Origin of the sequence: Flavobacterium sp. J372, assembly GCF_024699965.1 — a bacterium.
Classification (GTDB): Bacteria; Bacteroidota; Bacteroidia; order Flavobacteriales; family Flavobacteriaceae; genus Flavobacterium.
The window spans coordinates 2,324,670-2,344,232 of the sequence record NZ_JAJOMZ010000004.1; the positions used below are offsets into that span (position 1 = coordinate 2,324,670).

Consider the following 19,563-nt stretch of genomic DNA (forward strand, 5'->3'; position numbering starts at 1 on the left):
TTTTATAAAATGACAACGTCAACACTAATAGCGCTATCAATTTTTGCATCAGTATTCTTTTTCTTGCTACTAGGAGTCGCTGTTAAATATTTTTATAACAAAACTAATCCAGAAGAGATTAAAGAGAGTACAACTGAAGAGAGTACGAAAGTTAAGGTTAACCTTACATGGAAAAGCATATATTTAATTATCATCGCTGCATTCTTGATATGCCTATCCTTCGTCATTCCAATTATATTAACAAGACCTAGAATAACTAAAAGTTTTGATTTTTCACAAACGGGACAGATTGGTGATACAATAGGCGGTCTTATGAATCCATTCATAGCGCTTGCTGGAGTTATTGTAACTGGATTAGCATTTTATATGCAATATAAAGCTAATCAGCTTCAACGAACATTCTTTTATAAGCAGCTTGAAGAAGACAAAACAAATTTCAACACGGAATTAGAAAATAACAGAGAGCAATTTGAAAAACAATTCCAAGCACAGGAAAATCAAATAAAATTACAACAATTTGAATCTTCTTTCTTTGAAATGATTCGTTTTCATCGTGAAAACATTACTGAATTACGATATCATACACAAACCAATACACTAGAAAATCAACAAGTTATTCAGTTGATATTTAATGAATTTATTGAATGCTATCGTGATGTAAAGAAATTTTCTAACTCGAAGAATCCCAATGATTATATAATTCCTAAACATATAAAAAAACTGCGAAAAATATCATCATTAAATAATATAAACATTGATTTAATTGAATGGGCAGTCATAGATATAGCATGGTCGATAGTTTTCTACGGATTAGAAACCGAGGGGGAGTCAGTCATAAGAAAGTTATTTTTAAGAAAGTATAATCGTAAATATTATTACAGATTACTATATTATCTAAAACTTAAACCTAAAAATATAAAAGGCAAAAGATATAAAAGGTGGTTAGAAATTCGTAAAATGAAACTGAAAGACCTCCATCCTCTCATTGAAGAATTATATTTAAACCGGATACATCCGCAAAATATTAATGGGCTATCGCAACAAGCACTAAAAATGAAAGTGGATTCGCAGTACAAAAAATTTTATGAGGGACATCAATTTAGGTTAGGACATTATTTTCGTCATTTATTTCAATGTTACAAATTCATTAATTCAAATACTAATTTAGTTGATGATAAGAAGTACGATTATGCAAAACTTCTTAGAGCACAATTATCAACATACGAGCAAGCCTTACTATTTATAAACAGTATTACAAGCTTAGGCATGAAATGGGAATTTACTGCAGAAAAATCAGAAATATTGAATAAAAATTTAATTACAAGATATCATCTTATTAAAAACTTGCCTAATGATAACTTATATGGTATCGAATATAAGTCATTCTATAAAAGTATCAAATTTGAATTTGATGATCAAATAAATTTATGATGCAACCAAACTTCTCGTCCAAATCCCTCCGCCCTTTTATCGGTTCAAAAGATTTTGAAACCTCACGCAGCTTCTACTGCGACCTTGGTTTTGAAGAGTTTGTAATCGACCCTAAGATGTCCGTTTTCAAAATGGGTGAACAGGCTTTCTACCTTCAGGATTATTACGCTGAAGACTGGGTGGGCAACACCATGCTTTTTCTTGAGGTTGAAAATGTTGACATTGCCTATCGCGAAATTGAAGCGCTGAACCTTCCGGCCAAATACGAGGGTGTGCGCCTTATACCGATCAAAAACCTTGACTGGGGCCGTGAGTTTTTCCTATATGACCCGGCGGGGATATTATGGCATATCGGGGAGTTTAAGGATTAATTATGAAAGAAGAAGCAATAAAATTTATTACGGAAATTATAAAGCCTTGGGAAATTCTCAATCAGCAACTTGCTATTCCATTGGCTATGACACCTGAATCAAATGATGTTACATCGACTGCAAACACCTTGGCGGTTAATATAAAACACCTTCCAGAATTCTGTAAAGGAATTAATCCAAATGCATTACTTGCCCAATCTAAATCTTACCAAATTATTTGTGATTTAGCAGACACATCTAAACATGGTAAACTAAGAAATCAAGCTAGAGAATGCATCTTAAATGTCTCATCAATGTTTGAAAGGAGTAAAGATGTAAAATTTCGATTTCTACGTAACAAGATTATTATTCAGCACAATACATTTGGAAAAATAGATTTTATGCAATGTGCATTGGAAAGCGCTGTATTTGTAGCCAGTATTTTAGATATCAGAACCGATTGGACTCCAAAAATTTTTAATAGTAGTGGAGAATTTACGAAGGAAATTAAATTACATGCGAGCCGTGCAAATCAGATTACGTGGACCGGACTCACTCTTGAAATAGTTGAACTAAATGAAGAAGGTGAATATTTGAATGTTGATATAAATGGAGATGTATTATTTACCCTAACATCCGATTTTTAATGAACCTCCGCTTCCATAAAACTTATTTCCTCCTTTTTGTCCTTATCTTCATTACTGAAGTGCTTATTGCCCTATACGTTCACGATGACTTTATCCGTCCGTACTTTGGCGATGTGCTGGTGGTTATACTCATTTATTGCTTTGTAAAAGCTTTTCTAAACATCCGTACGCTGACTGCTGCAACCGGAATTTTGCTTTTCGCATTCATCGTTGAAACCTTGCAGTACTTAAAGTTTATAGAATTAGTGGGCCTTCAGGACGTAAAACTTGCTAGGGTCGTGATAGGCACTTCATTCGCCTGGATGGATATTTGGTGCTACGTTGCAGGCTTTGCGATAATTCTTATAACTGAACATCTGCTTACAAACAAAAATAAAAAAGATTGATTATTGATTTTTTAAATTGAATATTTCAGTTTTAAAGTCTTTTAATCTTTCAGTTAATAAGCAAAATATAATATAAACTATAAAATTAAAACTTTGGCACGTGCCTTGTAATATGTTAATCAAACAACGCTATTGTTGTTTGCGGTAACCGAAAAGCATTTAGAGTAGGTACAACGATTAACATTTACAATCATGAAAAAAATTACACTTTTAGTTGCCGGATTACTAATGAATGGTAGCCTGGCCATCGCGTCAGAATCAACAATTTTTTCTGGCGGTAACACAAATGTTTTTGCACCGGTTGACTACCGCAATGCCGAACCTGTAATATTCATGGAACGCGGTATCGAGTTTATGGTGTTCCTTGACGGGCAAATGGACTTCAACACTGTACCGGGCACAACCGGCGGAAGCTACTACCGTGGGCCAAGCCGTACTGCAAACGCTACTTATGGGGTGGCAGGCAGCCAGGGTGTTCGCGTAGAACATGATTACAGAGGCCGTGTACGCCGGGTTGGCAATGTATACATTAACTATGATGCGTTTGACCGGGTGAAAAGAATTGGGTCTGTTTACATGAGTTATAACAGATTTGCACTTTCACAAATTGGTGGCATGACATTTGCATATAACAGAAACGGGATGGTAACAGGAGTTCATGGGTTTGTAAACAACCCAAACAGAAGCTACACGTACCAAACCTACACCGGAAGTTACGGTAATGGCTACAGCAACAGCGGGAATTATGGTGCTGGCAATAGCGGAAGCAGCGGATACTATTACCGCAAAACTGAAACTACCGGTAACGAAAGAAGAAAATAGGTTAGTTATATAAAATTGGTTGGTTGGTTTGTTAAGTCCCGATTAATCTCTCAGGAGATTGTCGGGACTTTCATTTTATTCAAAATCAAACCTCACCGAGATAACGCTCCCTGAAGATCTTCATATGGTGGTTTTGGTGGCCTATGATGCAGAAGCCCAGCGCCCGTACAGACATTGCATAACCCGAAGCCATGCCTTTACGTAAAAGTTCTTCGGTGGTAAATGATTTGAACAAGAGCAAAGTAGCATGACGTACGGCTGATAGCTCTGTCAGCAAATCTTTCAGGTGGCGGTTGTTGGCGTTTACTGTCGCGGCAAAGTGATTCTCATCATAACCCGGCAGTTCAGTGCTGTCATTACGGGCAAAGCGGAGAGCACGGTAAGCAAAAACACGTTCTGCATCAATTACGTGCTGAATTATATCTTTTATCGTCCATTTCCCTTCAGCATAGCGGTAATCGTGCTTTTCCATAGGTATATCCTGCACAAAGCGGATAAAGTTATGCAGGCTTACTTCCAGCTCTTCAGTAAGGCTCCATGTATCGTCAACAAGCATTAAATATGGCGCCTGATATGGCGCGAACTCTGTTTCGTTAAGGTCTTTTATGTTCATTGAATAATTTTCTAGTTCTAAAAAAGAAGAAAAAATGATATTAAAAATAGGACTGTAATAAGTAACGAGAAAATGTTTACATGTCTGTAAAATAATTTAATAATCCCGTTACTGACTGTATTTGAAGCTTCAACCTGATACTTTATATCAATTAAGAAACCTAAGTGTAAAAATATAAATATTATAAGGAGAAGAGTCAGTACAGCCCATAATATATAGTAAAATGATTTTTTCATATGACTTTCTTATGCCGAATTCCGCGCCGCATTGATATTGCCGAACAGTGACCGCGTTACGATCTTCTCGTATGTTTCCAACAGCTTATCGTCTTCACCATTGTTTTTTATATGACGTATTTTCTGCAGGGCGTATTGCTGAATTGTAAGCAAAGGCATCACTATCTGCTCACGAATTTTTATAGAAGCCCGGCCATCAGGGTAGTTTTCCATGAGTTCTTCATAGCCGGAAAGTTTTAGCAGCAGGCGTTTGGTTTCGCAATACTCATCGTAGATTATCTGCCAGAACTCACCAAACTCTTTGTCATCTTTCATATAAGCTGTGAGCGGAAAGAATGACTTGCTCAGCGACATCATACTATTCTCTATCAGTGTGCGGAAAAAAAGTGAATTGGTGTACAGCTCTTTCACCTCATCCCATTTTTCCTCTTTTTCAAAATGCCCAAGTGCTGTCCCCAAGCCAAAGAAACCCGGCACGTTCTGCTTCAGCTGGCTCCATGACCCCACGAATGGTATAGCCCGCAGGTCGTTAAAATCTAATTCCTTAGACTTGCTGCGTTTGCTCGGCCTGCTGCCGATGTTGGTTTTGGCATAGTAATTCAGCGTACTCATTTTGTCGAGATACGGCACAAACTTGGGATGGTTCTTAAAGTCGAGGTACTTCTGGTAGCTCAGCTTTGCCATCTGGTTGATGAGAGCGTGCTGTTTCTGCGTAAGCTGCTTTTTGTCTTTGTTGAAAACACCATTGGTAATCCCGGCGCTCAGCATATTCTCTAAGTTGAATCGGCAGGTATCAAGCGTACCGAAGTTACTGCTTATGGTTTGTCCCTGTATGGTAATCTGTATCTCGCGGTTCTCGATAGTCGGGCCCTGCGATGCATAGTATTTATGGGTCTTACCCCCGCCCCTTGCTGGCGGGCCGCCACGTCCGTCAAAGAACACGACAGCTATATTATTTTCACGTGCAATGCGGGTCAGTTCTTCTTTGGCTTTAAAAAATGCCCCAGTTAGCCATAAGGTAACCGCCATCTTTAGTGCCGTCGCTAAAGCCGACCATAATCGTCTGCTTATTGCCCCGGCGTCTTAGGTGGGCCGCATATTTTTTGTCGTTATACAGCCTTTGCATAATATCGGCTGCCGCCTCAAGGTCGTCAACCGTTTCAAAAAGCGGCACAATATCAACTGTAGGATTCTCCCAACCTGTCATTTCGAACATTGCGAGTAACTCCATCACATTCAGCAGGCTTTCGGTGTTGCTGATGATGTAGCGGTTGCTCCCCCGCTCGCCGTTCAGTTCCTGTATATTTCGCATCGCCTGTATCGACTCCAGTGTTTGTCTGGCCTGTTCATCTTTTATTGCTGCAACATCAATAGTATCTTTCAACTTATGAAGCGCAGCTACTTTTTCATCTTCATCAAGTTCATTGTAATCTTTAGGAAGTTTTACTAACGTTGACAAATGCTCAAATACCGCATTGTGGATTTTGCTGTTCTGGCGAACGTCCAGCCCTGCGAAGTGGAAGCCAAACAGGTTGACGCGGCTAATGAACTCGTCTATTTTATCAATATACAGTGATTCATGCTTTTGGTAGACAATGTCACGCACCTCCGAAATCTTTTCTTTCAATTCTTCCTGCGTGATATAAAGCTCTCCCTGCGAATAAAACACGGAGCGGTACAGCTTCTGTTCAATATCGGTTATCTTATCCTCTACGCCCTCAAAAGTAAGCCTGCGCTTCAGCCTTCTGATGTCAGCATAATAGCACTTCAGGATTGATGTGCGCAGCCTGTCAGCCACTTTCATCGTAATCTCATTTGTTACAAACGGGTTGCCATCGCGGTCGCCTCCCGGCCAAAACCCGAACGTAAGCACCGGATGCTCCTGCGCTCCACTTTTAAAAATCGCCTGTTGTATATATGAAGACATCTCACCTGCCGTTCGGTAAAACACATTCTCCAGATACCAGATGAGGCTTACAGCCTCATCATAAGGTGTAGGCTTTTCTTTTTTAATAAATGGCGTTTTGCCGAGTTGTGACAGGAGTTCTTTAATTTCTGAAAGCGAATTGCTTTTTATGGCGTTGGTAAGATCGGTTATGATGCCAAGCACCGAGCCCGGATAAAATTGCGTAGGGTGTGCTGTAAGCACAGTTCCTACACTAAAATGTTCAAGAAAGTCCCTGAGCTCATTAATCAGCCCAAAATTCTCTGCACGTTCTTTTATATCCCGGAGCGTACCTGAACCTTCAAGATTGTTTAGGGTAGTAAAGGCTGCATCTTCAATGGCATCAAACAGCACTACCTGCCTTTCTACATACTGAATGAAGCGAAACATCATATCAATACGCTGCTTTTCGGTAAATTCCGGCAAGTATTTACCGGCAAATGCGTTAAAGATTTCTTCCGGGCTGTGCCCCTCATTGTATCCCTGCTCACAAAACTCACTGAAAAGCGGCAGCATGGCCCCGGTATTATCAATAGCATCGAAAGGCAGGGTCATAAACAGGCTGTTGAACAGCTTGTACTTCAGCGCAACATTTTCATTAAAGCGTTCAAGCCGGGTATCGGGATACATAGTGAAGAATTTTCCCTGAAATTAATAAAAAAACCCTCATGCTTTAAACATGAGGGTATTAATATTTTGCAAAAAATCTTACAAGTCTTTGAAGATGGTATGCATAAGCCTTTTCTTATCATTGATGCTCTCCTCAAGCGATATCATCGTTTCAGTACGGTAAACGCCTTCAATATCATCAATCATGAAAATAACTTCTTTGGCATGTTTGGTATCTTTAGCACGTATTTTACAGAAAATGTTGAATTTACCGGTAGTTACATGAGCTACAGTAACGAATGGAATTTCATTGATGCGCTCAAGTACAAATTTGGTTTGTGATGTATTATGAAGGAAAACACCAACATAAGCTATGAAAGAATAGCCAAGCTTTTCATAATCAAGAGTTAATGATGAACCCTGAATGATGCCTGCATCTTCCATTTTTTAACCCTTACGTGCACAGTGCCCGCAGAGATAAGCAGTTTTTTAGCGATATCTGTAAACGGTACCCTTGTGTTGTCAATCAGCATGTCTAATATCTGATGGTCAACCTCATCTAAACGAAATTTGCTCATAGTGTGCTTTTTAAAGTAATTATCTGGTTAAGTTCAATTACATTATAAGTGCGTTGCTAAACTTCTTCTCCATTTTTTGAAATGCCTGCGGCCTATTATAAAATCTGCTTTCCGGCCAACTATCGGTGCCTTGCCCCCATTAGCGTCAGTAAATTCTTCGTAGCTACAGTCATATTCAATATGTCCGTGAAAATCATGAAGATTACCTATTTCGCTGATAATAGCTTCAAAAATTACAGAATTATCAATTAACGCTTCTTTATACTGTGATGCAAAATTCGAAATAATTTCTTTATTTTCATAATTTATTTTGACATTTTTCCACATCATATCATAAAAAGCTATCTTATTTTGTGGAATTTCAAAATATCTTTCGCTTTCATTAACAACTATAACGTTTTCGTAAATTGCTGACAATCCTGATAATAATGCAAAAACACATACTTACGTGTAGTTTCGCGCTCATAGTCATTGGGGAAATGCCCGGCCTCGAACAAAATTGTTGGCACACCCAATGATTGAAATGTATCGCCTATGCAATTGATGTTAAAGCCGTCATCAAAACGCCCCACCTGCCCGGGAATATATTGCTGAAGTGTTTTATGCATCGCAACAATTACATTGATGGCTTTTAAACGGCAGTCGTTTATCTCCCTGGCTTCATTATAAGATGGGGCAAGAAAAGACATAGTAGCAGGCTTACCCGTATCTCCCACGGCAAATATTGTGCGCTGGTCATGCATGTTGTAGCACCAGTGCGGTTTAAATTCATCAAATGCCCTGCGTAATGCCCTGCTTTCGGGTTGTGATAAATCTGCTGCGTCACGGTTAAGGTCAATACCGTTTGCATTTACGCGTGTGTAAGCTTTAGCTCCATCCGGATTTATCATAGGAAGTATCAGGAAAGTAAACTTGCTAAGGAAGCGTTGCGCATTTTCAGTTTCATCAGACAAGAAATTCAAAAAATCAAAAATTGCTTTTGTAGTAGTTGATTCATTGCCATGCATTTGAGACCATATAAAAACCCGAACAGGCCCATTACCGGCTTTTAAGCTCCAAATTGTTTCGCCATTTACAGATGTTCCTGTTTTGCAGGTTTCAAATTTTTCGCTATGCTTCTTAATTAATGGTTCTATGTGCTGAAGCGTAATATACCGCCCATGCAAAGCAGGCTCTTTGTAACAGGTAAACAGATATTCAAGATTCATTAAAGTTGATTTATAATGTAAATATATAGTGATGAAGGATATTAAACAAAAAAGCCCTGCATTAGCAGAGCTTTGAATATTCACATCAACAAATGATTATCTTCTTGACAGGTACACGGCAGATACACCCGGCTCAGCCCTATTTTGTAAAGGTGCTGTATCAAAAGTACCTGTTGATGGCGATGCAAATGTAAGTACACGGCCGCCGCCATTCAGCCTTTCAGCCACATAGATTCTTTTTGCTACGTTATCATATGCTACATCAACAGGGTTACCCAACATTGTTGAAGGGTCCGTATATCCTATGCTGTAACCCCATATTTATACCATTTCCGCTTGTAACATTGTTGAAAATCTCAGTCCAGTTATCAATAAATACAATACCACCGTCATTATCAACAGCTGCATCTCCAATATCAGTAAGTACCATAACATCTGATTCTGCCGAATAAGTAATACCATGAGTCCTGGTAAGGCCTGCAATGCTAACAATCTTAGTTGGGAAAATAGCGCCTTCAGGCATGCTTAATATATTATCAAACCTTGCTATGTTTCCGGTATTGTCAACTACCGCATAAAGATTATTGCCGTCTGCATGGATTCCCCACAGTTTAAAATCGATAGTATATGTTTTTGTTTTTGAAAATTCATTGCCGTTTTTAGTAAACACAACAATTTTATTTGTCATTTCATTCGCAGCAGATTGGTCTTGTACAACAAAGATTGTATTGCCTGTAACCGCAATTTCTCTCGGGTTTGTAAAGTGGATATCAGATATTCCGTTACCAACGTTTAAAAGTGTTCCGTTATTAGCAATTGCATCCTGTATATTCTCATATAGGTTTAATTTATTCCTGCTTCTTGATGCCTGTATGATTTGGTCTGAAACAGGATCATAATAAATTCCATCTGAATCGAGGTTTATATCATCAGCATTACCAAGGCTCACTACCTGCCCGTTTGACAAATTTGTAACTGATATCTTGCCTGAAGTATTGCTGGATGTGTAAAGCTCTACTGTTTGCTGCTGATTGTTATTATTATTGTCATCATCACTGCACGATGCAAAAAATGACAATCCTGCCAATACGCCTAATAGGTAAATGTTTCTTTTCATAAGTAGAAATGTTAGTTAATTTTGTTTTTGTAAATATAACCGCACATACTCTTAACGTTTTACCAATGAATAGTTATAAATAACTTAAACTACCTATAACACCCATAAATAAAAAACCCGGAAGCATATTATAAAATATTTCCCGGGTTCTCATTAACCAATAAAACAAACACAAATTCTTAAAAGCTGCTTAAGCAGTAATATTCTATAAATATTTTATTGGCCTATAGCTAACTTTCTCATTTTTGCTATTGTAAAGATACAACCACATGTTGTTAATGACTGCTAACAAAGCGTTAAACTATTCATAATCATTTTTGTAGCTGTATTCAGGCACAAAGCCTGTTACGCCAATGTAGTTTGCCTCAAGAATTTTAAGGTCATTGTCAATATTACCTGCAGGATAAAATGGCTCAGCAATCTTAACCTCTTTTTACCATAGTCAAATGCAATTGCAACCACAGGCACATCAGCTTTAAGCGCTATGTAATAAAAGCCGGTTTTCCATTTGTCAACTTTTTTACGCGTTCCTTCAGGGGCGATAGCCAAACGAAACACCTTACGCTGATGGAAGATTGCTGCAATGGCGTCAACCTTATTCTCTGCCCTGCTCCTGTCAAGCGGCGCGCCGCCCATCCACCGGAACCATGCCCCAAAAGGGAACCGGAACAGCTCTTTCTTTGCCACATAGTGCATCTCCAGCCCTATTGACCCACGTGCCATTACCCCAATAAAGAAATCAACCCAACTGGTGTGAGGCACCACTACCATTATGCATTTTTTTAAGCCAGGACTTATAGTTCCGTTAAGCCGCCATCCCATAAGCCTGAAAAATATAAACCGATATATTTTTTTCATAAATCGTCAGAAAACAGGCTATAAAAATACTATATATTTACAACCGCAAACAAATTACTAATGTTCAGGCGGATTTTAAGCTACTTCATCCCTATAAATATTTACAACAAACGCTCTGCTTACAGCAAAAACCTTGAAGTTACCTGGAACAATGGCCAGCTGGTACTTGACAGTGCCAATACCAATTATTCATACGGCAGCCTGCAGCGCATATTGCGGAAAGGATTGCACTACATAGGTTTTGAGCGCATACGCGGATTTAAGGAGATACTTATACTTGGTGTGGCAGGCGGCAGCGTGATCAAAACACTAAAGGATGAAATAAAATACTGCGGACACATCACCGGCGTTGAAATTGACCCTGTGGCAGTTGAGATTGCAAACACCTATTTCGGACTCAAAGATTATAATGACGTTGAAATAGTAATTGGTGATGCTTTTGAATACGTGCTGCGAACAAAGAAAAGGTATGACCTCATCATTATTGATATCTTTCGCGACACTGCTATGCCTAACTTTTTGTTTGAAGATTTCTTTATTAACAGAATTAACTTCCTTCTTAATGTAAATGGCTTCATCTTGTTCAATACCATGACATTGACAAAGAAAGATAAGCAAAGAAATTTAGATTATCGCACACACTTTAGCAATGATTATTCCGTACGGATGTACCCCAAGGTAGAAGACCATAACGAGCTTTTTACGATAAAAAAATTACGGTGATTTTTATGGAACGCGGATGACGCGGATTTAGCAGATTTAGCAGATTTATGCGGATCTTTTTAAGATTACCCCCAGCATCTTCCTGGCCTTTTCCAAATCTTCAGGGGTGTCGATGCCTATGCCGGCGTGGCCTGTCTGCACCATCCTGATTTTCTTGCCGTACTCCAGGTAGCGCAGCTGTTCCAGTTTTTCGGTAGCTTCGAGCGATTGCATTGGCAGCTTATAAAAGTCCATAAGCGCATGCTTCCTGAACGCGTAAATACCTATATGCCTGAAGTATTTCGCTCCTGCTTCTTTATCACGTGGAAATGGAATAACCGAACGTGAGAAATATAGCGCGAAGCCCTTCTGGTCGGTAATTACTTTTACATTGTTGGGGTTATTGATATCATCCCAGTCCGTTATCGGAATCATTACTGATGCAAGGTCAATCTCATGGGCGGTGTCGCTCTTAAACACTTCAAGCACATCCGCCAAGGGTTCTTTGTTGATAAAAGGCTCATCACCCTGTACGTTCACAACTATATCAACATCAAGGTTTTCTACCGCTTCAGCTATACGATCACTTCCACTCTCATGTTCTTTAATGCTCATGATGGCTTTGCCGCCGTTGGCTTCAATCTCTTTAAAGATGATATCAGAGTCGGTAACCACAAACACATCATCAAACAGGCCTGTGCCCACCGCTGCCTGGTAGGTTCTGGTTATAACTGTCTTCCCTCCCAGATCCTGCATAAGCTTTGCCGGGAAACGTGTGCTGGCATATCGCGCCGGTATTACTGCTATGATTTTCATTATAAATATTTCTTCTCCTTTAATTTTCCTTCCTCGTCAATTTCAAATCTAATCCAACTTCCACGTTGCAAAGGTTCGGGCTTCTTCAATGTACACATAATCGTAAATATATGGGTAACTTGATGATTTTTTGTTACACTGAAATCCCATTCAGATAGATGGATTGACGAATATAAATGTTTATTCTTAATGAGCTTTTTTGCAGCCTCAACATATGACGGTATTTCATCAAATTTGATTTCCTTTATTCTGACAGTTTCAACAGTATCGTCACTTTTATTTAATAAACGAGGTTCAAATTTATACAACAAATCAGGTTCAGAAACATCATCCGGCTCAGCCAGCTTATAAACCTCATAATAAACTTTATTTTGTATTGGGTATTCTATAGTTACAGTTTGTAATACTGATTCCATTGTTGGAACATATCCAGTTGCAGTAACGAGAGAGAGACCATTGATTTCTTTATTTTCACCAAACCTTTCAATGATTATATCCCGTGCATTATTAACTCCCTCCTGGGTTTCAATATTTACTGTACCTATATTACATGAATATAAGCACATTAACATTATTGAATATACCAATATCGGGAAACTACTCTTCAAACGCCTCATCTTTAAACCCTATTAAATACAATTTATCTTTTGCCCGTGTCACTGCCGTGTACAACCAACGCAGGTAATCCCTGTTGATGCCCTCCGGCAGGTAAGGCTGCTCTATAAACACCGTGTTCCACTGCCCGCCCTGGCTTTTATGGCAGGTAATGGCATAGGAGAACTTGACCTGCAGCGCATTAAAATAGGGGTTGTTCTTAACTGCCATAAAACGTTTGTATTTGTTGGCTTCGTGCTCATAATCAGCCATAACCTCCTTATACAGCTTATCCGATTCCTCATACGTAAGCGACGGCGTTTCACTTTCCAGCGTGTCGAGAATCAGTATCGTCTCAAATGGCAGCTGGTTTTCATAATCTACCATCCGTACTTTCACTTTCGCGAACTTAAAGCCGTACAGCTCCTGAATCTTGAAAATCTCCAGCACTTCAATGATGTCACCGTTGGCAATGAAACCTGCCTCGCTCTTTTCCTCAAGCCAAAAATAATTATTCTTTACCACCATCAACATATCTCCGGCCGAAAGTTCGCTCTCACGGCCTAAAATTCGCGTACGTATCTGCATATTATACTGGTTGGCCCGCTTGTTGGGACCGTACAATGAAAGCCGTATCTTCAATACTATAATTGCTATATGCGGCGTGTATGGCATCCTGAATGTCGTAACCATCCGTCAGCCGCACAATATCCTTAAAACCTCTTAAATTGAACGTAAACGCGTCAGGGAATGCCGTCTTCAGCATCTCACGTATCTCTGTAGCGTTGTAAAGAATTCCTGAGTCAAGAGCCTGGCGCATTACTTCGTCCAATTCTATGTGGTGCACGTTCTTATCGTAATTCTGAGCCAGTCCTTTTATATCCAGCGCGGGACTCAACTCCATATTCACCGGCGGAAGCTGTGCCGTATCACCAATCAGTATCATGCTGCACCGCTCACCGTTGTACACATAGCTCATAAGATCGTCAAGCAGCGAACCGTTGGCATACATCCTGCTCTCTGCGGCGGTATCGCTTATCATTGAGGCTTCATCCACAATAAAAACTGTGTCCTTAAATTTATTCGGCTGCAATGTAAAGCCCACCTCGCCCCCGCTTCCTTTTTTCGGGAAATAAATGCGTTTGTGTATCGTAAACGCCGGTTTGTTGCTGTAATTTGCAATAACCTTCGCCGCGCGGCCCGTCGGTGCCAAGAGCACATATTTCTTACCGGCTGCCTGAAGATTATTTACAAGTGTCGATATAATCGTAGTCTTACCTGTACCTGCATAGCCTTTCAGCACAAAGAGGTTGTTCCTGCTATGGTCAGTCACAAAGCCCGCAATCTGCTGGAGGAAAATATCCTGCTTTGCCGTGGGCTCAAACGGGAAACTGTTGCGCAACAGGCTGTAAAACTGCGGGGTGGTCATTCGGGTAATCAAATTAGGATTTCAAAGATACCACGATTTTGCGCCCTGCCCCGCATATCCCGAAAAAGAATGTAAATTTGTTACCCTAACCCGTTGCCATGACAGACGTTATTACACTGAAGAATTACCGCAAACTGGCGCTGAGCGTGGCGCAGGACGGCCTTTCGTTCTGCTGCCTTGATACGCTCAACTGGCAGCTGCTGGGCCATAAAGAAATTAAGTTCGCGAAGTACAAGCCTATTGAAGAACAGCTTTGGAAGGTGTTTGTTGACCATCCTGAACTTACCCGCCCGTATGACGAAGTGGTGGTTTTGCACGATAACAGCTTCAATACCTTTGTACCGCAAGCGTTGTTTGACGAGCATTACCTGGGCAGCTACCTGCAATACAACACCAAGGTTTTTGAGACGGATTTCTTCACATACGATGCTATAGCCGGCCACGAAATGAACAATGTATATGTGCCGCTGGTAAACGTGAACAATTTTCTTATCGACCAGTTCGGGGAGTTCGAGTACCGTAATGCCAACAGCATCCTTGTTCCGAAACTTTTGGAACTTGGCAGCACCGGCAGCGTGAATGTGTACATCCATCTTCAGGATAACCATTTCGAGATTGTGGTAGCTCGCGGACAAAAGCTATTGCTGTTCAACTCGTTTGAGTACAGCACTACGGACGACTTTTTATATTACATATTATTTACTCTTGAGCAGCTGCAGCTGAACCCCGAGACCGTAAACATAAGCCTATTGGGGAAAATCGACAGGCAGAGCGCTTATTTTGAGGCGGCTTACAATTATATTCGGAATGTAGATTTGCTCGACACCACGGCGCTGCAGGATAAATTCGGCATTACCGAAGCCATTGCGCTGGAACACTTTATACTATTGCATTCATGAGGATAATTTCAGGAAAATATAAGGGCCGCAGGATAAGCCCGCCGAAGAACCTGCCCGTACGCCCAACGACCGACATGAGCAAGGAATCGCTGTTCAATATACTGAACAACCGTGTAGACCTTGAAGGTATTAAGGTGCTTGACCTATTTGCCGGTACTGGAAACATCAGCTATGAGTTCGGGTCGCGCGGCGCCGCAAGCATTACTGCCGTAGATGAAGATTTCGGCTGTATCAAGTTTATAAAACAAACGGCTCAGGAGTTTGATTTCAATATACAGGCAACCAAGAGCCCGGTTAAAAAATTCCTGCAAGGCAACAAAGCAGCATATGACATCATTTTTGCCGACCCACCCTACCACATGGAGCAGAAGCTTTTTGAAGAACTGGTGCACCTTATCTTTGAACACAACGCCCTTGCCGATGGCGGCCTGCTAATCATCGAACATTCAAAACACACCAAAATGGACCACCTGCCGAATTTTTCTTTTGACAAGAAGTATGGTGGGAGCGTGTTTAGTTTTTATGAGGTGGGAGATGTTAAAGAAAATATTGTTAGAAATGGAGCAGAATAGTAATCCAATTTATTCTTTTGATATCAAAAATTCTACGGATTTATTAAGAGCATTACTTGAGCAACATTCAGAATTTAGAGGTAGGACAACGTCTACCCCCAAAGCTTTGGCATTAGCAATGTTTTCTTTCCATTTAACAGATTGGGTAGCCAAAGAGCATTTTCAAATCCGTGATAAAAGCGAATTAGGCGGATTTAGAAAAACGTTATACCCTGTTTGTCCATCTTTAAAAATTATGCATGATATTGCAAATGGCGCGAAGCATTTAGATTTGGATCCTGGGAGAGCAAAAGGACAAATTGAAACAACAACAAAAAATATTGGCCCTTTTTCAAATATTTTTAGCAAACAATTTGATCAGACCGCTCTTTACATAATTATGGCCAATGGCGATAAATTATATTTTGAAGATGAAATTGAGAAAGTCGTAAACTTTTGGAAAGAATATTTTAAAACCAAATTTGATATTGACGTTTGAGATGTCTCAACTCCGCTGCGCTGCGTTCGACATGGAACTACTGTAAAAAATCTGTGTTAATCTGCTTAATCTTTCTAATCCGCGCCTGTACCATTCGGGCAGGTGTGTTCCAAAATCTTTACTCAAACACACTCTCATCCAGCTGTAAATTCTGCAGGAAGGCAATGGTGTTTTCTATGTCATAATGCAGAATACGGTCTTCTTCAACAAGCGGTACTTCTTCACGGTACGATTTCAGGAACATTTCAAGGAAATCACTTGTTTTTAGCGGCCGGCGGAACTCTATAGCCTGTGAGGCATTCATAAGCTCAATGGCCAGTATGCGCTCCAGGTTATCAACAATCTTCAGGGTTTTGGTAGCGGCATTGGCACCCATGCTCACGTGGTCTTCCTGCCCGTTGCTCGACACGATGCTGTCGACACTCGCCGGAGTTGCCAACTGTTTGTTCTGGCTCACGATACCGGCAGCGGTATATTGCGGAATCATAAAGCCCGAGTTAAGTCCGGGGTTTGATACAAGGAACGGTGGCAGTCCGCGCAGGCCTGAGATAAGCTGATAAGTACGGCGCTCACTTATGCTACCGAGTTCGGCAAGGGCAAGCCCGAGGAAATCCAATGTCAACGCCAACGGCTGACCGTGGAAGTTACCGCCTGAAATAATTAAGTCACTGTCGATAAAAATATTCGGGTTATCGGTAACCGAGTTGATCTCGGTACGGAACACTTTCTTAACGTAGTCAATCGTGTCTTTGCTCGCGCCATGCACCTGCGGTATGCACCGGAACGAATACGGGTCCTGTACATGCTTTTTCGGCTGGGCAATGATCTCGCTGCCATCAAGCAATTCGTTCATGCGGCGAGCTGTCACAATCTGGCCTTTGTGGGGGCGCACCATGTGTATCAGTTCATTGAACGGTTCAATCCTTCCGTCAAAGCCTTCAAGGGAAATTGCCCCGACGATGTCAGCTAGGTATGAAAGCTTAGTCGCCTTCAGCAATGCATAAACTCCGTAAGCGCTCATAAACTGCGTACCGTTAAGCAATGCCAGCCCTTCCTTCGATTGAAGCACTATCGGCTCCCACCCCATTTTCTCAAGCATCTTTTTTGCAGGCTGTCGGAAACCATCCATAAACACTTCGCCTTCTCCAAGCAACGGCAATGAAAGGTGCGCCAGCGGAGCCAAATCGCCTGACGCGCCAAGTGAACCTAAAGTATAGATAACAGGAAGTATGTCATTGTTATAGAAGTCAATAAGCCTTTCTACTGTTTTCACCTGAACGCCGCTATAGCCGTAACTAAGCGACTGTATTTTCAACAGCAGCATGATCTTAACAACTTCATCCGGAACAATGTCGCCTGTGCCGCATGCGTGAGATTTTACAAGGTTTTCCTGAAGCTGCGAAAGGTTATCGTTTGAAATCTTTACATTATAAAGCGAGCCGAAACCGGTGTTGATTCCGTAAATGGCATCCTCCTGGGTTTTCATCTTTTCATCGAGGTAGTTGCGGCATTTCTCGATATTCACCCTCGCCTCCTCACTTAGTTCAAGCCTTTTGTTTTGGGTGATAATCTCGTTTACGGTTTCAAGGGAAAGTATATCGGTGCTTATGTAATGTACAGTGTCCATTTATTGGTGGGTTTTGAAGCGGTAAAATTCCGTAAACCCTGCGTAAAAAACAAGGAATTTGCAAGAATTCGACTAAAGGCACTCGCTCTCCACCTGCAGAAAGGCTTTACCCAAATAATCAATGATAGATGAAGCTGTAAAAGCTTGCTTACTTATTTCCGCAGCGCCAATGTCGGCTGTGAGTCCGTGGAGATAAACACCAAACACTGCTGCATCAACAGTGCTATAGCCTTGCCCAATCAGGCCTGTTATGATACCCGTGAGCACATCGCCGCTGCCACCGGTTGCCAATGCTGAATTACCGGTTGAGTTAACATAGACCTTATCTTCATAAACTACCATGGTTCGGGCATTCTTCAAAACCATTACCAGCTTATACTGCTTTGAGAAAGCCTTTACCATCTCCATTTTTTCAAAGTCATCCTGCCAATCTCCTATAAGCCGCTGCAGCTCTTTAGGATGCGGCGTAAGCACTGAGTTTTCAGGTACATCTTTCAGCCATTCTTTATTAGCTGACAGAATGTTAAGCGCATCGGCATCAATAACCATTGGCGCTGTTTGCAGTTGCAGCAGGTCGTGAAAAGCGTGCTGTGTTTCTTCATTTAGTCCCAGCCCAGGGCCAATTCCAATTGCTGTCGGTTTTATTTCAAATGATATTTGTGAAATGTATTTTTCACCATTTGTAATTACCATCGCTTCGGGCAGCGCGGTTTGAAGAATATTGTACCCACATTCCGGTATATAGGATGTAACGAGTCCGCTGCCGGCTTTAAGCGCTGCTTTTGCCGAAAGGGTTATCGCACCGATTTTTCCATAACTTCCGCCAACTATTAACGCATGCCCCATTGTACCTTTATGCGCATAATACGGCACATGCTTGTAACGTGTATTAGCATCCTTTTTATTAACAAAAATTATATCAGAATTTTCTTTAGAGATAAATTCTTTGTCCAAACCAATATCCAGCACCTCTACAGTGTTAACAAAATCATAATTGCTGCTCAGGTAAAATGCAAATTTCGGACACTGGAAAGTTAGCACAATGTTACTTTTAACGGCAACCGTTGTCGGCTTATCCAAAAACAATCCCGATGGTATGTCGATTGAAATTATAGTCAACCCACAATTATTAATTAATTCAATAACTTCCAGATATTTACCTTCAGGTTCACGTGATAATCCTGTACCGAATAAAGCATCAATTATTATGGTCTTATCGCCTTCGTATTCTATTTTGAGTGAGTTTGTTACTTTAACATCCTTATCAACAGCATTTTGCAACGCAGTTTTATAATCTTCAGATGTCTTTACACCTTCAATCTGATGGATTTGCACTTCGTAACCATCTTCATATAATAATCTGGCTATAATCAGCCCGTCACCACCGTTATTACCCCCGCCACAGAAAACATGAAAGGCTGTTTCTTTATCTGGGTTTGCAGTTTTTATCCACAAAAAAGCCTCATTGGCAGCACGTTCCATCAAATCATACGATGTAATGCCCTGCCTTAAAATTGTTATTTTGTCAGCTTCACGTATCTTTTCAAGGGCAAATATTTTCATTTGTGCAGAATGGTTTCAGTAAATTTATTATTTTATGTAGCTCATAACCCGTTTTACAACAAAGTTTTAACTAATTGCGGAGC

19 protein-coding genes and 3 pseudogenes are annotated in these 19,563 nt (G+C 40.6%); 9 read left to right on the forward strand and 13 right to left on the reverse strand.

The genetic code is table 11. From position 1 onward, the window contains the following. The first annotated feature begins 9 nt into the window (after positions 1-9). The 5 genes from LRS05_RS11550 to LRS05_RS11570 all read left to right on the forward strand — a co-directional run bounded on the left by LRS05_RS11550 (position 10) and on the right by LRS05_RS11570 (position 3,636). The gene (locus tag LRS05_RS11550) at positions 10-1,431 is read left to right on the forward strand and encodes a putative phage abortive infection protein (protein WP_257868467.1); all 1,422 of its coding nucleotides are present in this window, start codon (positions 10-12) and stop codon (positions 1,429-1,431) included. Further along, the gene (locus tag LRS05_RS11555) at positions 1,428-1,802 is read left to right on the forward strand and encodes a VOC family protein (protein ID WP_308224913.1); all 375 of its coding nucleotides are present in this window, start codon (positions 1,428-1,430) and stop codon (positions 1,800-1,802) included. Before LRS05_RS11550 ends, LRS05_RS11555 begins: the two co-directional genes overlap by 4 nt. A 2-nt stretch (positions 1,803-1,804) precedes the next feature. Continuing rightward, positions 1,805-2,428: a hypothetical protein gene (locus LRS05_RS11560; protein ID WP_257868468.1), complete on the forward strand. Its 624-nt coding sequence runs from the start codon at positions 1,805-1,807 to the stop codon at positions 2,426-2,428. Further along, entirely contained in the window at positions 2,428-2,814 is a 387-nt protein-coding gene (locus LRS05_RS11565) for a DUF2809 domain-containing protein (RefSeq protein WP_257868469.1), read from the forward strand. Before LRS05_RS11560 ends, LRS05_RS11565 begins: the two co-directional genes overlap by 1 nt. 192 nt (positions 2,815-3,006) lie before the next feature. Next, positions 3,007-3,636: a hypothetical protein gene (locus LRS05_RS11570; protein WP_257868470.1), complete on the forward strand. Its 630-nt coding sequence runs from the start codon at positions 3,007-3,009 to the stop codon at positions 3,634-3,636. A gap of 85 nt (positions 3,637-3,721) precedes the next feature. On the opposite strand, the gene LRS05_RS11575 is transcribed toward LRS05_RS11570, so the two are convergent. The 8 genes and pseudogenes from LRS05_RS11575 to LRS05_RS11610 form a co-directional block, all read right to left on the reverse strand. Further along, positions 3,722-4,249, reverse strand: a complete 528-nt coding sequence (locus tag LRS05_RS11575; RefSeq protein WP_257868471.1) for a DinB family protein — start codon at positions 4,247-4,249, stop codon at positions 3,722-3,724. Positions 4,250-4,494: 245 nt separating this feature from the next. Then, a pseudogene (locus tag LRS05_RS11580) lies at positions 4,495-7,060 on the reverse strand (phosphoenolpyruvate carboxylase). A gap of 78 nt (positions 7,061-7,138) precedes the next feature. Next, positions 7,139-7,617: pseudogene (locus LRS05_RS11585) on the reverse strand (Lrp/AsnC family transcriptional regulator). A gap of 42 nt (positions 7,618-7,659) precedes the next feature. Continuing rightward, positions 7,660-8,034 (reverse strand): hypothetical protein, encoded by a 375-nt coding sequence (locus LRS05_RS11590; RefSeq protein ID WP_257868472.1) that lies wholly within the window; start codon positions 8,032-8,034, stop codon positions 7,660-7,662. After that, the gene (locus tag LRS05_RS11595) at positions 8,007-8,825 is read right to left on the reverse strand and encodes a M14 metallopeptidase family protein (RefSeq protein ID WP_257868473.1); all 819 of its coding nucleotides are present in this window, start codon (positions 8,823-8,825) and stop codon (positions 8,007-8,009) included. Before LRS05_RS11595 ends, LRS05_RS11590 begins: the two co-directional genes overlap by 28 nt. A 96-nt stretch (positions 8,826-8,921) precedes the next feature. Next, a complete protein-coding gene (locus LRS05_RS11600; RefSeq protein WP_257868474.1) occupies positions 8,922-9,107 on the reverse strand; it encodes a hypothetical protein in 186 nt (61 codons plus the stop codon). Continuing rightward, complete coding sequence (locus tag LRS05_RS11605; RefSeq protein ID WP_257868475.1) at positions 9,097-9,942, reverse strand: hypothetical protein; 846 nt, start codon at positions 9,940-9,942, stop codon at positions 9,097-9,099. The genes LRS05_RS11600 and LRS05_RS11605 overlap by 11 nt, the downstream gene beginning before the upstream one ends. Positions 9,943-10,287: 345 nt before the next feature. Continuing rightward, complete coding sequence (locus LRS05_RS11610; RefSeq protein ID WP_308224915.1) at positions 10,288-10,800, reverse strand: 1-acyl-sn-glycerol-3-phosphate acyltransferase; 513 nt, start codon at positions 10,798-10,800, stop codon at positions 10,288-10,290. Between the two features lie 60 nt (positions 10,801-10,860). Between LRS05_RS11610 and LRS05_RS11615 the strand changes: the two genes are divergently transcribed. Beyond that, the gene (locus tag LRS05_RS11615) at positions 10,861-11,523 is read left to right on the forward strand and encodes a spermidine synthase (protein WP_257868476.1); all 663 of its coding nucleotides are present in this window, start codon (positions 10,861-10,863) and stop codon (positions 11,521-11,523) included. A 45-nt stretch (positions 11,524-11,568) separates the two neighbouring features. Here the strand turns inward: LRS05_RS11615 and kdsB are convergent, their stop codons facing one another. The 3 genes and pseudogenes from kdsB to LRS05_RS11630 all read right to left on the reverse strand — a co-directional run bounded on the left by kdsB (position 11,569) and on the right by LRS05_RS11630 (position 14,341). Then, a complete protein-coding gene (gene kdsB, locus LRS05_RS11620; RefSeq protein ID WP_257868477.1) occupies positions 11,569-12,318 on the reverse strand; it encodes a 3-deoxy-manno-octulosonate cytidylyltransferase in 750 nt (249 codons plus the stop codon). Further along, positions 12,318-12,926: a hypothetical protein gene (locus tag LRS05_RS11625; RefSeq protein WP_257868478.1), complete on the reverse strand. Its 609-nt coding sequence runs from the start codon at positions 12,924-12,926 to the stop codon at positions 12,318-12,320. Before LRS05_RS11625 ends, kdsB begins: the two co-directional genes overlap by 1 nt. Further along, positions 12,916-14,341, reverse strand: a pseudogene (locus LRS05_RS11630) (ATP-dependent RecD-like DNA helicase). The gene LRS05_RS11625 and the pseudogene LRS05_RS11630 overlap by 11 nt, the downstream one beginning before the upstream one ends. Positions 14,342-14,439: 98 nt before the next feature. Here LRS05_RS11630 and LRS05_RS11635 point away from each other — a divergent pair. Genes LRS05_RS11635 through LRS05_RS11645 form a run of 3 tightly spaced genes read left to right on the forward strand, consistent with a single transcriptional unit; the run spans position 14,440 to position 16,290 of the window. Then, entirely contained in the window at positions 14,440-15,240 is an 801-nt protein-coding gene (locus LRS05_RS11635) for a DUF3822 family protein (protein ID WP_257868479.1), read from the forward strand. Next, a complete protein-coding gene (rsmD, locus tag LRS05_RS11640) occupies positions 15,237-15,812 on the forward strand; it encodes a 16S rRNA (guanine(966)-N(2))-methyltransferase RsmD (protein ID WP_257868480.1) in 576 nt (191 codons plus the stop codon). Before LRS05_RS11635 ends, rsmD begins: the two co-directional genes overlap by 4 nt. Further along, positions 15,799-16,290: a hypothetical protein gene (locus tag LRS05_RS11645; protein ID WP_257868481.1), complete on the forward strand. Its 492-nt coding sequence runs from the start codon at positions 15,799-15,801 to the stop codon at positions 16,288-16,290. Before rsmD ends, LRS05_RS11645 begins: the two co-directional genes overlap by 14 nt. A gap of 118 nt (positions 16,291-16,408) precedes the next feature. Here the strand turns inward: LRS05_RS11645 and hutH are convergent, their stop codons facing one another. Together hutH and LRS05_RS11655 are read right to left on the reverse strand one after the other, a co-directional pair. Next, complete coding sequence (gene hutH / locus LRS05_RS11650) at positions 16,409-17,917, reverse strand: histidine ammonia-lyase (RefSeq protein WP_257868482.1); 1,509 nt, start codon at positions 17,915-17,917, stop codon at positions 16,409-16,411. Between the two features lie 72 nt (positions 17,918-17,989). Further along, positions 17,990-19,480 (reverse strand): NAD(P)H-hydrate dehydratase, encoded by a 1,491-nt coding sequence (locus LRS05_RS11655; RefSeq protein ID WP_257868483.1) that lies wholly within the window; start codon positions 19,478-19,480, stop codon positions 17,990-17,992. Between the last annotated feature and the right edge of the window lie 83 nt (positions 19,481-19,563).

What these genes read in the sequence shown, in the direction of transcription:
- LRS05_RS11550 (WP_257868467.1), top strand. Translation starts at nt 10, where the DNA reads ATGACAACGTCAACACTAATAGCGCTATCAATTTTTGCATCAGTATTC.
- LRS05_RS11555 (WP_308224913.1), top strand. Translation starts at nt 1,428, where the DNA reads ATGATGCAACCAAACTTCTCGTCCAAATCCCTCCGCCCTTTTATCGGT.
- LRS05_RS11560 (WP_257868468.1), top strand. Translation starts at nt 1,805, where the DNA reads ATGAAAGAAGAAGCAATAAAATTTATTACGGAAATTATAAAGCCTTGG.
- LRS05_RS11565 (WP_257868469.1), top strand. Translation starts at nt 2,428, where the DNA reads ATGAACCTCCGCTTCCATAAAACTTATTTCCTCCTTTTTGTCCTTATC.
- LRS05_RS11570 (WP_257868470.1), top strand. Translation starts at nt 3,007, where the DNA reads ATGAAAAAAATTACACTTTTAGTTGCCGGATTACTAATGAATGGTAGC.
- LRS05_RS11575 (WP_257868471.1), bottom strand. Translation starts at nt 4,249, where the DNA reads ATGAACATAAAAGACCTTAACGAAACAGAGTTCGCGCCATATCAGGCG.
- LRS05_RS11595 (WP_257868473.1), bottom strand. Translation starts at nt 8,825, where the DNA reads ATGAATCTTGAATATCTGTTTACCTGTTACAAAGAGCCTGCTTTGCAT.
- LRS05_RS11600 (WP_257868474.1), bottom strand. Translation starts at nt 9,107, where the DNA reads ATGTTGGGTAACCCTGTTGATGTAGCATATGATAACGTAGCAAAAAGA.
- LRS05_RS11605 (WP_257868475.1), bottom strand. Translation starts at nt 9,942, where the DNA reads ATGAAAAGAAACATTTACCTATTAGGCGTATTGGCAGGATTGTCATTT.
- LRS05_RS11610 (WP_308224915.1), bottom strand. Translation starts at nt 10,800, where the DNA reads ATGAAAAAAATATATCGGTTTATATTTTTCAGGCTTATGGGATGGCGG.
- LRS05_RS11615 (WP_257868476.1), top strand. Translation starts at nt 10,861, where the DNA reads ATGTTCAGGCGGATTTTAAGCTACTTCATCCCTATAAATATTTACAAC.
- kdsB (WP_257868477.1), bottom strand. Translation starts at nt 12,318, where the DNA reads ATGAAAATCATAGCAGTAATACCGGCGCGATATGCCAGCACACGTTTC.
- LRS05_RS11635 (WP_257868479.1), top strand. Translation starts at nt 14,440, where the DNA reads ATGACAGACGTTATTACACTGAAGAATTACCGCAAACTGGCGCTGAGC.
- rsmD (WP_257868480.1), top strand. Translation starts at nt 15,237, where the DNA reads ATGAGGATAATTTCAGGAAAATATAAGGGCCGCAGGATAAGCCCGCCG.
- LRS05_RS11645 (WP_257868481.1), top strand. Translation starts at nt 15,799, where the DNA reads ATGGAGCAGAATAGTAATCCAATTTATTCTTTTGATATCAAAAATTCT.
- hutH (WP_257868482.1), bottom strand. Translation starts at nt 17,917, where the DNA reads ATGGACACTGTACATTACATAAGCACCGATATACTTTCCCTTGAAACC.
- LRS05_RS11655 (WP_257868483.1), bottom strand. Translation starts at nt 19,480, where the DNA reads ATGAAAATATTTGCCCTTGAAAAGATACGTGAAGCTGACAAAATAACA.